Below are 15,092 nucleotides of genomic sequence, written 5' to 3' on the forward strand. Positions count from 1 at the left end.
TTTGCCCTCGGGCACGCGGAGGCGGGCTTGAGACGGATTGTTCTCGTATCAAATCGGGTGATGGAGCTGCGCAAAGCCGCGCAAGCGGGCGGCGTCGCCGTTGCGCTTGCCGAACTTCTGCGCGAGCGGCCGGGCCTGTGGTTCGGATGGAATGGAAAGGTCTTCGAAGAGCACGACAGCACCGACATTCCCGAACTCCGGACCGCGAAATCCGCGGGACGCAGCGCGATTGCAACGCTTCCGCTGACGGCGGCGGAGCATCGCGACTACTATCTCGGATACTCGAATTCCGTCCTCTGGCCGGTATTTCATAACCGGCTGGATCTCGCGCAATTCGATGCCGGTTTCTACGCTCGATACATCGGTGTGAACGAGCGTTTCGCCCGCGCGCTCCGCCCCCTCATCCAGCCCGACGACATCATCTGGATTCACGACTACCACCTCATTCCGCTTGCGGCAGAGCTGAGACGGGCGGGCGTGGACAATCCGATTGGATTCTATCTGCACATCCCCGTGCCGCCTTCGCAGACGTTTCTCGCCATTCCAGAGTATCGCGAGCTGGCACGCGCCCTCACCGCTTACGACCTCATCGGGTTGCAGACGCAGGCGGATGTCGCAAACCTCATCCAGTTCCTGGAGGACAGCGTCTCGGGGCGCATCCTGCAGGATGGGCGCGTCAGTGCCTTCGACCATCGCCTCTCGATCAAGCGCTTTCCCGTCGGCATCGACGCGGACGTGTTTGCGGGTGGGGCGCCCGAGGAAAAGCTCGTGCAGGCGACCGAAGGCGCGGACCGCATCATCGGCGTGGACCGCCTCGACTACTCGAAAGGCCTTCCCCAGAAATTCCGTGCGTTCGGACGCTTCCTCGAAAAGTATCCCGAGTACCAGCGCAAGGTCGTGCTCTCGCAGATCGCGCCGCCAACGCGCGAGAGCGTGGAAGCCTACACCGACATCCGCCAGACGCTGGAAGCGCTGTCAGGCAAGATCAACGGCATGTTCGGCGAGCTCGACTGGGTGCCGATCCACTACATCCATCGCTCCGCCCCGCGGGACAAGCTTCGAGACGTCTATCGCGGCTCGCGCATCGGATTCTTCACGCCGCTACGGGATGGCATGAACCTGGTATCCAAAGAATATGTGGCCTCACAGGACCCGGCCGATCCGGGCGTGCCAATACTGTCGCGCTTCGCAGGGGCGGCGGAGCAGCTCGTGGATGCTCTGATCGTCAATCCCTACAACATCGAGGAGATCGCGGACGCGATCAAAACGGCCCTCGAAATGGACAAATCCGAGCGGATCGATCGCTACAACCGGCTGATGGCGGTGATCCGGGCTTACGACTCCGCCACGTGGTCATCGTCATTTCTCAACACGCTCGAAGCCACTGCACGCGAGCGGTCTCTGTCGTTCGCACCGTCCAACGCCTCGATCCGCTCCTCCATGGACAAGCTCGCGAGAAGCTCGCGCCGCACGTCCCGGCCGCCGGGAGACAGCTTTCTGAAAACGCCTTCCAATCGCGACAAATCGCACAAGACCCAACCGAGCAGACCGGAATGACGCACGGCGCGTACAGAGGCGCAGTTAGGCCCGCAATCCAAAGGCGGAGATCGGCCTCATGAAAGCTCTCTGCGTCGGCGGCGCCATGATCGACACGATCGCCATCATCGAGAGCTCCGCCATCGAGCGCATGGAGCTGCTCAATGCCGGCACCTCCTTCCTGCTGCTCGAAGAGGGGCGCAAGACGGAAGCACTCGAAGTCTCGACCCATTGCGGAGGCGGCGCGATCAACACGGCCGTGGCGCTGGCGCGCCTCGGCGTCACGTGCTCGGTCTTGATCAAGCTCGGGGCGGATCTGCGCGCCGAGCAAATCCTGGCGCGTCTGGCCGATGAAGGCATATCCGTGTCATGGGTCTCACGCGATTCGCGCGCGCCGACCGGCGCCTCCGTCCACGTCTCTTCCCACGACCGCAACGCGGCGGTTTTCACGTTCCGCGGCGCGAACACGCTGCTTGCCCCTCCCGATCTTCACGACGGCGCGTTCGAAGTGGATCTCGTCTACATCGCAAACCTTTCAAATGAGGCGGCGACCTGCTTTCCGCTGATCGTGGAGAAGGCCAAGCGCGCCCGTGCGCTGGTGGCAGCCAATCCCGGCCTGCGCCAGCTTCATGCCCATGGCGACGCTTTCAAGGAGACGCTGCCGCATCTCGATATCCTCGCCCTTAACCGGCGCGAGGCGGAGGAAGTCCTGATCCTGCTCGACGCACCCAGGAGCGACGAGAGCGCGCCTCTGACCTATCCGACGAACGTGAGGCTTCCGCCGCTCGCCGAGTGCGGCCTCAAGCATGAAGGGCGCAGGATGAGTGTCCGCAACTTCCTTCGTGCGCTGATGGACCGCGGCGTCGGCTCGGTCGTGCTGACGGACGGGCGCGATGGGGCCTTCGCGGCGTCCGGCGATCGCATGATCTATTGTCCGGCGCACGAGGCAGAGGTGGCGGGCACGGCGGGTGCCGGCGATGCGTTCGCGTCCACTTTCTCGGCGTATCTTGCAGACGGCGGAGACGCGGAAGCCGCGATCCGCGCCGCAACGATCAACGCCGCAGGCGTGCTGCAGCACGTCGATACGCAAACGGGGCTGATGCGGCGTGCCGATCTCGAAAAATTCCTGAGCAGCAAGAAATCGATACCAAATGTGATAGGCTGGCCACTGTGAACCTGCCGATGGCCATATCAACGTCATGTTCCAAAGAGAAGAGGCTCGCACGGATGTCCGGAGCGGCATCCTTCTGACACGCTGAACGAGGTTAGAAGAGAACGATGGTAGCGGAGAAAATACCGCCCTTGCGGCCGCGTCTCAGCACGTGCACGAACTCCATCCTCGCCAATCCCGGTGCATTTGCGCTGTTTCTCGATGTGGACGGGACTTTGCTCGAGCTTGCCGCGACTCCAAGAAGCGTGCGCGTGCCGGATGGGCTCAGCGACCTTCTCGGGCAGCTCACCGGGCGCCTGGACGGCGCGGTGGCGATCATTTCGGGCCGCCTGATCTCGGAGATAGACCAGATCCTTTCGCCGCTGAAGCTCACGGCGTCCGGCGTACACGGGGCGGAGCTGCGCAAGGCGCCCGATCGCGACATCGAGCGGGTGACACCGGTTCTTCCGCTGGAGATCGTCGAAGAGATGCGCCGGCTCGCGGCGCGCATTCCCGGCGTGATCGCAGAGCCGAAGGGACCTGGCCTCGCCATCCATTATCGTCTCGCCCCTCATGCGGAGGCCGACATTCTCGCGGTGATCGAGGATTTTCTCGACCGGCACGCCGGCGCGTTCGAGCTTCTGCCCGGAAAGCGGCTCTACGAAATCATCCCGTCCGGTCTTTCGAAGGGAACCGCGCTTGCGGCCCTTGCGTCGCTGCCAGCCTTCCGTGGCCGCGTTCCCATCATGATCGGAGACGATATCGGCGACGAAACGGCTTTCGCGGCCGCCGAGGGCATGAAAGGCTTTGGGCTGCGTGTCGCCGGCGAGCATTACCACGAGGAGATGGCGGACTTCTCCGGTCCCCGTTCGGTGCTCACGTGGCTGGAACGGATTGCAGGGGCTACGCAGCACCCTGCGGAGCGAGCCCGCTCCCTCTTTTGAGGTAGGCGCTCCCGCAACGTCGTGCCGCTACGAGAAAGGGCCTGTTCCGATTTCTCGGACAGACCCTTCCTCCGGTCACGCCACTAAATTCTTAATGGCGGTGATGACGTCTGTAATGGCGGTGATGCTTGTAGCGCGGGCCGATGTAGAGCGAGACGCCCGGGCGATATCCGTAATATCCGTAGCCCCGATTGGCGGCGCCGCCGTGACACCACTTGCGGCCGTGGCGGCGATGGCAATGGCGATAGGGACGCCAGTCGACCTGCTGAAGATCGGAGCGCTGAATATCGGCTGCTTTCTGGATCGGCCCTACGGGTGCTGCGTTCGCGGACGCGCCTCCCAGATGAAGCGAAGCTGCGGCCAACACCGCCGCGAGGATCGTCGCCTTGTAAGTCATTGCGTGTGGTCTCCACTATGATCTTGCGTGATCTGCGGGGTTAACGCCCGGCGGCACGCAGGGTTCCCACGCGACGCCTACGGAGGGGTCTGCGCGGCCTTGCACGCTTCTGAGCAAAAGCCCCTTGGCGTCAGCATTTCTGGGGATGCGACCCAGGCGACATTGACCCGCCTCATTGCTGCTTTTAGAACGCATGCATAAGCAATCAATGTCGCCGTATGGGGTGTCGATCCGGGGGAGCAGGAGACCGTTGAGGGGTTTCGTTCTGACAACGTGCCTGGGGCTGGCTGTCGCGTCGGCAGCATTGAGCGCGCGCGCGGGCGAGACGCCGAAGGCCGCCGACCCCGAGTTCCGCCTGCTCGTACTCGGCGGACACACGGTGCGCTGGAACGTGCCGGCGGCAGGTCTACCCGCGACGATCACCTACGCTTTCCTCACGGAGCCGGCGAGCTTCCCCGGCGCGCGCAACTGCGATGCGATGCTGGCACCGGACGCCGCCCTCAAGCGCTCACACGTCTCTCTCGAGGATTTTCGCCGTGAGGTTCGCGCCGCGTTCTCCCAGTGGGAGCAGGCGGCGAACATCGTCTTCAAGGAGGTGTCTTCCGCACACGACGCCGGAATCCTGATCGGGGCGGACGCCAAGTCCCGCGGACGCGCGTTCACGAACGTGGCGCTGCACCAAGGTCTCGCGCGCGCGGAAGTCAAGAGTGGCCCGGACAACATCCGCCAGTCGCTGATCTGTCTCAATCCCGATCAGCCCTGGAAGATCGGCTTCGACGGTAATCTCAACGTCTACGATCTGCGCTTCACGGTGACCCACGAGATCGGCCACGCCATCGGCCTCGATCATCCGAGCCCCGAGGGACAACTTATGTCGTTCCGCTACGTCGAGAAGTCGCGCACGCTGCAGCCGGGCGACGTCGCTGGCGCGGTCGCGCTCTACGGACGCAAGGGCATGGATGCGCCCGCGATGCCCGCCAAAGCACCATCGCCCTCGCCTGCCCCTTCCGGCGACCGCGCGTTCGGCCTCGGCGCCAACGAGAGCCGTTAACCGCCCTCCAGCTTCTCGAAGTGCTCCCTTCGTCCGGAACCATCGGGCGCGACGAGCCGTTGCTTTCACCAGATGCGCGCTGCGAACGCACGCGCGCCTGCAGCAATCGGAACGCGGAGGTCACATCATGCTCAGAAGATTGACGCTCGGCGTTGCGGCCGTCTCGCTTATGACGGCTGGAACGCTCGGCGCGGCCCAGGCGCAGCAGAAGGCTCCGCGTCCCGAGACCCAGCGCAACGAAGAGAGCAAGATCGTTCCAGGCCCGCTTCCTGGCGCGCGCACGTCCAGCGACTGGCGCGCTGGCAAGCTGATCGGCGTCACCATGACCAACACGCTCGGCGAGTCCGTCGGCAAGGTGGACGACATCGTGATCGACAGCGACGGGAAGGTGGTGGCGGTTCTCGTGCGCGTGGGCGGCTTCCTCGGCCTCGGCGAGACCAGCGTTGCCATCGGCCTGCGAAACCTCGTGATCAGCCAATCCGATCCGGATCACTTGGAGGTCAAAACCTCTCTCTCGCGCGACGCCATCGAGCAAGCGGCGAGCCTGAGCAAACAGGACGGCACACCGGTCACGCCTTGAGCCAAGTCATGACGTGACCGCCCCGCAGCCGACTACTTCCCAAGCGGCATGTTGAGCTGAAGCCGTCCGGACCAAGTATCCGCTGCTGATTGCGCGCCGGTCTCGACGCCGCCCGTGGCCTGCACGTTGACGCTATCCTTCATGCCGACCGCCACACCCGCTTCAGCCTTCCATTGCATCTCCGGCACCTGAGAGCTCATGCTTCCGGGGCCGATCTTGGAGAGATCGTCGAACGCGAGAAAGCCTCCAGCAGCAAGACGCGGCTCGATATAAGTTTCACTGTCGAGGCTGAACCTGCGCTTCACCTCGGGGAGCACATCGAGACGGCCGGTTCCGGACGGCGTGGGCGTAGCCGTCTCCCCCATGGCGAGACCGTCGACCATGGGCGTGTCCTGCACATAGCTCAGACCGACGCTCGGCGCGACCGTCCAGCCGCCGACCTGCCGCGATCCGCGCAGCGTGCCACGCAGGAGCTTGCGATCGGCAGGTGCCATATCCAGCATCACGCCACGCGCTGCATTCTCCGCGACGCCCCAAGCCGCACGCCCGTCGAACACGACGCCTGGGCCGAAGCGGACGCTCATGTAAGGCCCCGCCATCCAGCCGTTTGCGGAGATCTGGTCGCCATAGCGGCTGCTTTCTCCCGCCTGATCGAACTGAGCGAGAGCGCCGAGCATAATGTCCGGACCCAGCATGTATTTGCTGCCGAAGTACATCACGCTGAAATTTCCATCGCCGGGCTTCGCGTTGGCATCGACCGTATCGTAGGTCAGATAGCGGCCTTCGAACCAGAAATCGAGGATGCCCGGATCCTTCTTGCCGCCGAGCTTCATGGCCGCCGCCAGCTCGGACATGCTGATCGACGCGGTTACGTCACGGGGGGCTTCCGACGATTGCACCGCCGAGTCGAGCGGCTTCGGCTCGGCGGGCGCGCGATCGATGCGAATGCGATCCGGATCCTTGCTCGTCAGGAACGATTTGCGCCGCTCCAGAAGACTGCGCTCCACGTTGAGCTTGGCGACGGACGCGCACGTCACAGCGAGCGTCGCGTCGGCGGCGCCGTTCGCGTCGAGATAAAAGCCATAGGTCGCGGATGCGGGGGCGACGAACATCAGCGTCGAGGCACGTCCCGCGTGCAGCGTGCGCAACGCGCCGCCTCCGCTCGAGACCGCGAGCCTCGCGGTTCCGCGCGTCGAAAGATCGAGGCTCAAGGTTTCGCCTTCCGAGAGGGCTGCCTCGCGAAGCGCGCTTGCTCCGCCCGAGACCCTGACATTGAGGGCGCCGCCGTTTGCGGCATCACACCCTGCGCTTGCATTGGCGGAGGCCGATCCGGCCGCTGCCGCCTGCATACCCAACGTTGTCAAACTCAACACAACGCCACGTACTACCGCCCTCGACAAAGAGCGGGCCTGAACGATTTGCTGCATCGTTCGCGTACCTCTTTCTGTTCCAGATTTTTGTTTTCTATCAATGGGATTTATGTCCCTGAAAATGGACCAAAGCATGACCCTCCGTCCAATTTCGCGCTCCTGACAGCGTTCCTTCAGCGCGGGCGGAAGAAAATTTTTGCTTTCTCCGCGATCTTTCCCTGGTGATCGGCGTTTGATCATCACGACCAGTCATCGTGACAGTCAGGGGCCTCCGGCGTGGCGAGCCGCAGGCCCTTCCCTTGTGCCTCAATGGATCGCGAAATTGCCCGTCATCACAGAACACGGCGCGAAGGTGCTCCCGAGCGTGGAGATCGACAGCTATAACCTCGAGATCCGCGACGAGGAGGGCTTCGTCGGCGATCGCGCCAGCCACGGCGCATTCAAGAGCATCATCGAGGAGTGGCGCGAACCCTTGCGCAAGCTCGGCGCCGATCCACTCGGCGACGTGCCGATCGAGGATGTGAGCAAGAAGCAACTCGATGCCCTGCTCGCCGACGGAGATCCGGAAGCCGGCGGACTGGTCCACAGCGCGATCGAGGCGTTTGCTAAAGAGCTGGATCACGTGATCCGCCGCTTCCTGAAGAGCGCGAGCTGGCGCGATACGGAAGCGATCGTGATCGGCGGAGGCTTCCGAAAGAGCCGTGTTGGAGAGCTCGCGATCGGACGAACTGCCGTGCTCCTCAAGGCAGGCGGCATCGACATCGATCTCAACCTCATTCGCAACCATCCGGACGAAGCGGGCCTAATCGGCGCGGCGCACCTCATGCCCTCCTGGACGCTCGAAGGCTTCGACGGCATCCTCGCGGTCGACATCGGCGGCACGAACATCCGCGCCGGTGTCGTGGAGCTCAACCTCAAGAAATCCTCGAAGCTCGAGAAGGCGAAGGTGTGGAAATCCGAGCTCTGGCGCCACGGCGACGAGAAGACGAAGCGCGACGAGGCGGTGGACCGCCTCATCGACATGCTCAAGGATCTCATCAAGGCTGCCAGCAAGGCGAAGATCAACCTGGCACCTGTGATCGGCATCGGATGCCCAGGGCTCATCCGGCCGGACGGCTCGATCGAAACCGGCGCTCAAAATCTACCGGGCAACTGGGAGACGAAAAGCTTCAATCTTCCCGCTTGCCTCAAGGAAGCCATTCCGGAGATCGGGAAGCACGAGACGGCCGTGGTGATGCACAACGATGCCGTCGTGCAGGGGTTGAGCGAGCTTCCGGTGATGCGCACCTACGATCACTGGGGCGCGCTGACGATCGGCACGGGGCTCGGCAACGTGCGCTTCACGACGCGCCATGATCGCAGCTAGCGACGTTCAATCGTTTCGTTCGAAAATAGCCGGGCGCGCTGCGCCCGGCTTTGGCTCGAAAGGCTGGGTTCTTCAAGCAGCCTGCTCGGCGTCCTTGTTGACGGAGCCGCGTGCGATCTCAGTCAACAGCGTGTCGGCGTGGTGCTCCTCCTTGAGATTCTCGGCCAGAAGCTTGGCGGCTTCAGTATAGCCGAGATCTTTCGCCCACTCGACGAGGGTGCCATAGCGGCAGATCTCGTAGTGCTCGACGGCCTGCGCAGAGCTGATGATGCCGGCGTCGAGCACGCGCTCGTCGTCGATCTCATCCATGTGCTCCTTAGCCTCGCCGATGATGCCCTCGATGGCGTCGCATTTCTTGCCGCGCGCCGGCACTTTGATCAGCTTGAACACCTTCTCGAGGCGATCAACCTGCCCTTCCGTCTCCTTCTGATGCGCTTCGAGCGCCTTCTTGAGGTCGGCGTTGTCTGCCTTGCTCACCATTCCGGGCAGGGCCTTCAGAATCTGCTTTTCGGCGTAATAGATATCCTTGAGGGTCGCTACGAAGAGATCCTCCATCGTTTTTACTGACATGCTTGGCTCCATTTGCTCGCGGGGTTGTATTGGACTGCTCAACACGCGAGATCATCGTCTGTTCCCGCTTACCCCAACCGAAAAACAAGGGCCGGCCGCTCGCGGCAGAGGAACCTCTCCCCTCGCTGTTGCGTTACCTCCATCGTGCGATGCAATAGCGAGACAGCGAGCCCAACATGCAGGAATTCGAGCGCGTCTACATGCGCACGCTGCGTCACATCTACGACACCGAGAAACAGCTCATCGCTTCGATCCGGATGCTCTCGTCATCGGTCACGAACCTCAAGCTGATGAGCGCGCTCAGAGAGATCGAGGCCCAATCGCAGAGCCAGGCGACGCGTATCGAAGGGATTTTCGACACGCTGTATCTGGAAGCGCGCGGCGAAGCGTCTTGGGCGACCACAGCGCTGCTGCGAGAAGCGTGGGATTCGGCTTCGAGCCGCCCGGAAAGCGGCACGCGCGGATGCGCGGCAGCGTTGCTTGCCATCAAGCGCTACGAGATCACTCTCTATGAAGCGCTCCTGCGCTGGTCGGAGCAGTACGAATTCGACGAGATCATTCCCAACATCCGCCGCTCGATTGCGGAAGAACTCGTGCAGGCGAGTATTCTCTCTGAGCTTGCTTTCGGCGACGATGCTGCTGACGAGGCGCTCGTTCATACGGAGCGCGGCGCACTACATTGATCCCTTGCCCAGCCGGTCGATCGAAGAGACAAAGCGCTTTTTTTCGCACCAGTTTCCGAAAATAACAAAGCCGGCCCGAAGGCCGGCTTCATTATTTACATTACTCGTCTGCTTGCTCAGATCATGCCGAGCAGATGGAGCACGATGAGGCCCGAGATCGGTACGCCCAAGGCCCAGAGTACGACGTAGCGCATTTTTGGTCTTCCTTATCGAGGGGACGTGAGGCTCTTACCTCTGCGTCCGAAGTGGATCCCTCCACTAACACTCGACCCTTCCGGAAGTTCCGCTCGCGCCTTTATGTGGCCGTTATTTCGGATCCGACGGCAGGAAGGCGCTGACCTTGCGAACCAGGTCAGCCACGTTCTGCGCACCGATGCGCTCCATGACCCAGGCCCGATAGGTTTCAACCGTGCGCGGGCTGATGCTGAGCTTGGCTGCGATCTGCTTGTTGGACATTCCGGCAGCCACGAACTCCAGCACCTCGCGCTGGCGCGGCGAGAGCGCCTTCAGCCGCTCTGCGATGTCGATACGTTCACTGTTCTCCGTGCTCTGGCGGCGGCCCTTCTGCACCGCGTCCCACACGCTGGTGGCAAGCCGCTCGCCATCGTAAGGCTTCTCGAAGAAGTCGAACGCGCCTTCCTTGAGCGCGCACACGGCCATCGAAACGTCGGCGTGGCCGCTAATGAGGATCAGGGGCGCATCGCTGTTGCGGTATTTGAGCTCCCGCTGAAGCTCGAGCCCCGTCATGCCGGGCATCCGCACATCCGCCACAACGCAGGACGGCTTGGATTCGGGCAAATCGTCCAGGAAGGCTTCGGCGGATTCATAACAGGCAACGGGAATGTCGCGGCTCTCGATGAGAAGGCGCATCGAGTGCAGGACAGCGGCATCATCGTCGATCAAAGCTACGGTCACTTCAGCATCCTTTGGTCGTTCTCTATTGATGTCGGGAGAGTAAAGGAAACAGCGGCCCCGCCGCCAGTGCTTTCGATCAGCAACTGGCCGCCATGAGCCTCGGCGGTCGAACGTGCGAGCGCCAATCCGAGCCCAAGACCCTCGCGTTTCGTAGTGGTAAACGGGGTCAGGGCGCGTTCCAGGATAACAGGATCGAAGCCGGGGCCGTTGTCACGAACCGTCACGATTACGCGACCCAGCTCCGACGTATCGGCCTCGACGAGGATGCGGCCATCCGGACGGCCGCCCCCTTTTATCGATTCCGCCGCGTTACGGATCAGGTTGATCAGGGCCTGCTGAATTTGCAGCCCATCGCACACCACCAACGGCAGATTGCGCGCAAGTCTCGTCTCGAGCGCGACGTGATTGGCCTGCATCTCGAAGCGGCAGTGCGAGACGGCCTCGCGGATCAGCTCCGCCGCCGACTGGGGAACCATCTCGTTGTGGCCGAGCTGAATGAGGTCGCGGAGACGGCGCACAACCTCCGCCGCCCGGTCCACCTGGGCCACCGCGTGGCCCGCGGCCTGACGGGCCGCCTCGTTGTCGGGGGGCTGCTTCTCGACCGCCATCTTGGTGAGGCGCGTGTAGTTCGAAATGGCCGTCAGAGGCTGGTTTATCTCGTGCGCGAGGACGGCGGCGAAAGCCCCCATCGTGTCGAGACGTGCAGCCCGCTCCAGCGCCTCCTGGTTCTGGCGAAGCTGCGCCTGCGTTCTCAACTGCTCGTTCACGACGGCACCGATGGTGAGACCGGTGAGCGCCAGAACGATCATCAGGGCCTGATACGCGGTGACCTCGCTGTCCTGGACGCCCGCATACTGCATGGCAGCCATGAGGCCCACTTGCGTCAGCACAAGGCCTGCGGTGACGCCTTCGAGGCCGAAGCGCACCGCCATCCACATCACCGGCAGAAAGAACAGATAGAACTGCTTTACCCGGAAGGTATCCGAGAGGCCGAAGACGGCGGCGAGCGTCAATGCCAGAACGATGACGAGCGCGCCGAGCTCCAGCGACGGAACGAGCATGCGACGGCGCGTAAAGCCGATCAGCAGGAACGGCGTGAGCACCGTCACGCCGATCATGTCGCCGATCCAGAGCTGCGCGGTGGTCACGGTGACGTCTGCGGCCGCAACCAGCCCGAAGGCTGCGAGAAGTCCCACATAGACCACCGCGACGACACCGGTGCTCACGGCTGCCACCGCGATCAGCATCATCAGCGATCGCTTGGTGCTGAGCGTCCGGTCGAACCCCAAGCTCGGCATGGTCAGGAAGGCGGTCGCGGCGCCATAGCCCACGCCGACCACCGCGGCCCCGAGCACGTGCACCGCCGGAGGCAAAGGCAGCCCCAGCACGAACGCATTGACGATGAGGGGGGCGATGAACAGCCACGGGATGTAGTCGCGTCCCAGCAGGAGCACGAGGGCAAAGCTCAGGCCGGTCGCCGGGTTCCAAGGCGTGACGCCGATCGGCGTTATGGGGCTGATGTAACTCAGCCAGTCGATGGCGACGTAGGCGACGAGGTACGCCAGCCCAGCCAGGGCCGGAGGCCATGAGAACAGGACCGAGACGGGAAGGTTTCTCGCCATTGCTTCCTGCCTCCACTCATACATCTGACTTCTCCAGCCAGGAATATCCGGTGCTTTACTCAGGAAATCCTCCCGATCGATGCCACCTCACGTGCGCGTCCCCAATTGCTGCCGTGCTCGGACATCGAGACGATGCGCATGAGTAAAAGACGCCGTCGTCCGTGTCCAGAAAGTGAAACTTTATATCAAAACACAAGCCTGAACACGGGACGCCTCCGGATAAACGGGCACGGAGCACGGGGAATTTAGGAATATTTGCCCGAGGGATAAAGGCTCGCGTGCCGGGAAATTCGGGCGAGAGTTCATGGGAGGGGGATTGAATGCTGGGACGCCAAAATCTCAAACTTACGGTCATGGCCGGCGCGGTTGGCCTGCTGACGACTCCGGCGGCGGCTCAGACCGCCGCGCAGCCAGCCAATCAGGGTGCGCTTCCGCAAGTCGAGGTGGTGCAGAAGAAGAAATCTTCGCCCGCTCCGGTTGCAAAGAAGGGCGCGCCGGCGCAAGCCTCCTCGCCTGCGCCGCAGCCGGCACCAGAGGGTGACTTTGCGGAGGCCGGCCCTGGGGGCGCTACACGCGGCGCCGACGGACGTCCCGCCGGGAACTCGCCGAGCCTCAGCCCTGTGAGTCCTTCCACCGGGCTCCTGCCCAGCAATCTTCAAGACTTCGCGGGAGCCGCCTCGCGCGTCACGTCGGAGCAGCTCGAGGAGCAGCGCCCCCTCACCAACCACGAGGCCCTCGCGCGCGTGCCGGGCATCGTTACCGTGACCGACGACGGTCTCGGCCATCATGCCGGCATCGGCATCCGCGGCTCGAACTTCCGCCGCTCGCGCAAGGTGCTCGTCATGGAGGACGGCGCTTCGATCAACTTCTCGAGCTACCTCGATCCCTCGACCCATTACACGCCGCCGACAGACCGCTTGGAGAACATCGAGGTGCTGCGCGGCACGGTCGTCGCCTACGGCCCGCTCAACAACCACGGTGTCATCAACTTCCAGAACCTCAATCCGTTCGGCACCCCGGGAACCGTAATTAAGGGCGTGCTCAGCTACACGGACGATTCCAACAAGGAGATCGGCAACTATCGTCACGTCCGCACGCGGCAAAACCTCGGCAACGTGGGCGTCGTTGCATCCTATTCCGGCTCGGAAGCGCCTGGCTCGTGGGAAATCGAGCGGCTGCGCTACAACGACTTCTACGGCGCACTGGGCTTCAGAGGCTCGCAGCAGGATCTGACGATCTCCGGCTCCTACAATCGCCAGCGGGACAACTACGACGAGGACAACTTCGTCGGCACCGCCGCGGACTTCTTCGCCAACGGACACGCCAAGCCGTCCGCGCTGTTCGACGAGGAAGGTCTCCAGTTCAACACCTACAACGCCGAGCACTACAATCTGCAGCTCGCCCACAACTACTATGTTACGGACGACACGACGATCTCGACGCGGATCTACGGCCACAATCACGATCGCCGGCGCTTCTCCAGCCGGGAGGACGGCCCGGCCGAGGGCGGCTGGATGCGGGGACGTGAGCGCGAGTACGAAGTGTTCGGCGCCGAAAGCCGCATCGAATTCGCCAACGTGCCGATCGCAGCCAGCATCCGGCAGGACATCCAGGCGGGCGTTCGCTACGAGCGTCACAAGCTGACGAACTGCACGAGCTTCGGCCGCGTCGGAGAGGTGCTCGACGGCAGCAACAGCGGCAACTGCCGCTCGGAGGAAGGCGTCGACGGATACGAGGATGACGGCGAGATCTTCGAGTACAAGGCGGATTCGTTCGCTGCGTTCATCCAGTCCGCGATCCACCTCTCGCCGAGCCTGACGGTGACGCCCGGCCTGCGCTTCGAGAGCTACGACGTGACCGGCCGCGAAGTATTCCCCGGCACGGAAAGCGCCAAGTCGGATCACGATCACGTCCTGCCGGGCATCGCCTTTGCCTGGGAGGCCTTGAACCGCACGACCCTCTACGGCGGATACCATCAGGGCTTTGCTCCGCACATCGTGCGCGACGTGGACCTCGACGGCTTCCCGCTCGACGAGGAGGTCGGAGACAACTTCCAGATCGGCGTGCGCTCGACCGCCATCAAGGGCTTCACGTTCGACGTGGCCTACTTCCACAGCATCATCGACGACTATCAGCTCAAGGAAGCCTACTCGAACGCGGCGGGCGACGGCCTCTACGGCACGCTCGACGAGGTTGAGATCAAGGGCGTCGAGCTGGCTGCTCGCATGGAAAGCGCCCCGTTCACCGGCGGACCGTGGAACTTCTTCGGCGAGGCGACTTACACCTACACCGACGGCAAGATCAAACGCGGCAGCGACTCGATCTTCGACTTCGAGAACTTCACCGCGGTGGATCAGGATGTCTCCGGCAAGCGCCTTCCGTTCACGATCGAGCACTTCGCCAATCTGACCGTGGGCGTGGCCTACAGGAAGCTCTGGGATGCGAGCGTGACGGCGACCTATCGCGGCGATTTCTTCACCAACGCGCAGAATACGAGCCCGCTGCTCTGCGTGGATGAGGAAGCCGCGACCGAAGCCGAAGGCGATGGCGTCTTCACGGGCTGCTACGGCGGCGACGAGATGGTCGGCGGCAAGGTCGACGACGTGTGGCTGCTGTCGGCGCGCAGCAACTTCAATCTCACCGACAAGCTGACGCTGTTCGTTGCCGGCACCAACCTGACGGACGAACTCTACATCGCGGATCTCTCGGATGGCGCCAAGCCCGGCCAGGGGCGCACCATCTACGGAGGCTTCACGCTCAAGTTCGACTGATCATCTCGCGTTTACGACTTACACGAACTTCTCCCGCGAAAGTTCGGGCTCATGGCGGATCTGCCGGCATGGGCCCGAAGCCTTCCGAAATCGGCGCCTCCAGCCGGTGGACTATTGGCAAATCCGATCTGCCAGGG

General features: G+C 63.1%; 13 protein-coding genes. 8 read left to right on the forward strand and 5 right to left on the reverse strand.

The window, feature by feature from the left end; all coding sequences use genetic code 11:
- Window positions 1–27 precede the first annotated feature (27 nt).
- The 3 genes from F812_RS24575 to otsB all read left to right on the forward strand — a co-directional run bounded on the left by F812_RS24575 (window position 28) and on the right by otsB (window position 3,630).
- Window positions 28–1,557 (forward strand): alpha,alpha-trehalose-phosphate synthase (UDP-forming), encoded by a 1,530-nt coding sequence (locus F812_RS24575; RefSeq protein ID WP_156827516.1) that lies wholly within the window; start codon window positions 28–30, stop codon window positions 1,555–1,557.
- A gap of 58 nt (window positions 1,558–1,615) precedes the next feature.
- Window positions 1,616–2,710 (forward strand): carbohydrate kinase family protein, encoded by a 1,095-nt coding sequence (locus tag F812_RS0118315; protein WP_020087442.1) that lies wholly within the window; start codon window positions 1,616–1,618, stop codon window positions 2,708–2,710.
- Between the two features lie 104 nt (window positions 2,711–2,814).
- Entirely contained in the window at window positions 2,815–3,630 is an 816-nt protein-coding gene (gene otsB, locus F812_RS24580) for a trehalose-phosphatase (protein ID WP_083929248.1), read from the forward strand.
- 91 nt (window positions 3,631–3,721) lie between these two features.
- Here the strand turns inward: otsB and F812_RS0118325 are convergent, their stop codons facing one another.
- Window positions 3,722–4,027: a hypothetical protein gene (locus F812_RS0118325; RefSeq protein WP_020087444.1), complete on the reverse strand. Its 306-nt coding sequence runs from the start codon at window positions 4,025–4,027 to the stop codon at window positions 3,722–3,724.
- 250 nt (window positions 4,028–4,277) lie between these two features.
- Between F812_RS0118325 and F812_RS24585 the strand changes: the two genes are divergently transcribed.
- Together F812_RS24585 and F812_RS25700 are read left to right on the forward strand one after the other, a co-directional pair.
- Entirely contained in the window at window positions 4,278–5,078 is an 801-nt protein-coding gene (locus tag F812_RS24585) for a matrixin family metalloprotease (RefSeq protein WP_198011230.1), read from the forward strand.
- Between the two features lie 127 nt (window positions 5,079–5,205).
- Window positions 5,206–5,658 carry a PRC-barrel domain-containing protein gene (locus F812_RS25700; protein WP_020087446.1) on the forward strand — a complete coding sequence of 151 codons (453 nt, stop codon included), beginning with the start codon at window positions 5,206–5,208 and terminating at the stop codon, window positions 5,656–5,658.
- A gap of 32 nt (window positions 5,659–5,690) precedes the next feature.
- Here the strand turns inward: F812_RS25700 and F812_RS0118340 are convergent, their stop codons facing one another.
- Window positions 5,691–7,022, reverse strand: coding sequence for an autotransporter domain-containing protein (locus F812_RS0118340; protein ID WP_156827517.1), 1,332 nt, complete (start codon window positions 7,020–7,022; stop codon window positions 5,691–5,693).
- A gap of 328 nt (window positions 7,023–7,350) precedes the next feature.
- On the opposite strand from F812_RS0118340, the gene F812_RS0118345 reads away from it, so the two are divergent.
- On the forward strand, window positions 7,351–8,394 hold the full coding sequence (locus tag F812_RS0118345) for an ROK family protein (RefSeq protein WP_245257710.1): 1,044 nt from the start codon (window positions 7,351–7,353) through the stop codon (window positions 8,392–8,394).
- Between the two features lie 72 nt (window positions 8,395–8,466).
- On the opposite strand, the gene F812_RS0118350 is transcribed toward F812_RS0118345, so the two are convergent.
- Window positions 8,467–8,964 (reverse strand): YciE/YciF ferroxidase family protein, encoded by a 498-nt coding sequence (locus F812_RS0118350; RefSeq protein WP_026868251.1) that lies wholly within the window; start codon window positions 8,962–8,964, stop codon window positions 8,467–8,469.
- Between the two features lie 176 nt (window positions 8,965–9,140).
- Between F812_RS0118350 and F812_RS0118355 the strand changes: the two genes are divergently transcribed.
- Window positions 9,141–9,647: a DUF892 family protein gene (locus F812_RS0118355; protein ID WP_020087450.1), complete on the forward strand. Its 507-nt coding sequence runs from the start codon at window positions 9,141–9,143 to the stop codon at window positions 9,645–9,647.
- Between the two features lie 306 nt (window positions 9,648–9,953).
- Here F812_RS0118355 and F812_RS0118360 read toward each other — a convergent pair whose 3' ends face one another.
- Window positions 9,954–10,562, reverse strand: coding sequence for a response regulator transcription factor (locus F812_RS0118360; protein WP_198011231.1), 609 nt, complete (start codon window positions 10,560–10,562; stop codon window positions 9,954–9,956).
- Window positions 10,559–12,184: an ATP-binding protein gene (locus F812_RS0118365; protein ID WP_020087452.1), complete on the reverse strand. Its 1,626-nt coding sequence runs from the start codon at window positions 12,182–12,184 to the stop codon at window positions 10,559–10,561. Before F812_RS0118365 ends, F812_RS0118360 begins: the two co-directional genes overlap by 4 nt.
- Window positions 12,185–12,504: 320 nt before the next feature.
- On the opposite strand from F812_RS0118365, the gene F812_RS0118370 reads away from it, so the two are divergent.
- A complete protein-coding gene (locus tag F812_RS0118370; RefSeq protein WP_020087453.1) occupies window positions 12,505–14,955 on the forward strand; it encodes a TonB-dependent receptor family protein in 2,451 nt (816 codons plus the stop codon).
- Window positions 14,956–15,092 lie beyond the last annotated feature (137 nt).

It is taken from the genome of Hyphomicrobium zavarzinii ATCC 27496, from assembly GCF_000383415.1.
Lineage (GTDB): Bacteria > Pseudomonadota > Alphaproteobacteria > Rhizobiales > Hyphomicrobiaceae > Hyphomicrobium_C > Hyphomicrobium_C zavarzinii.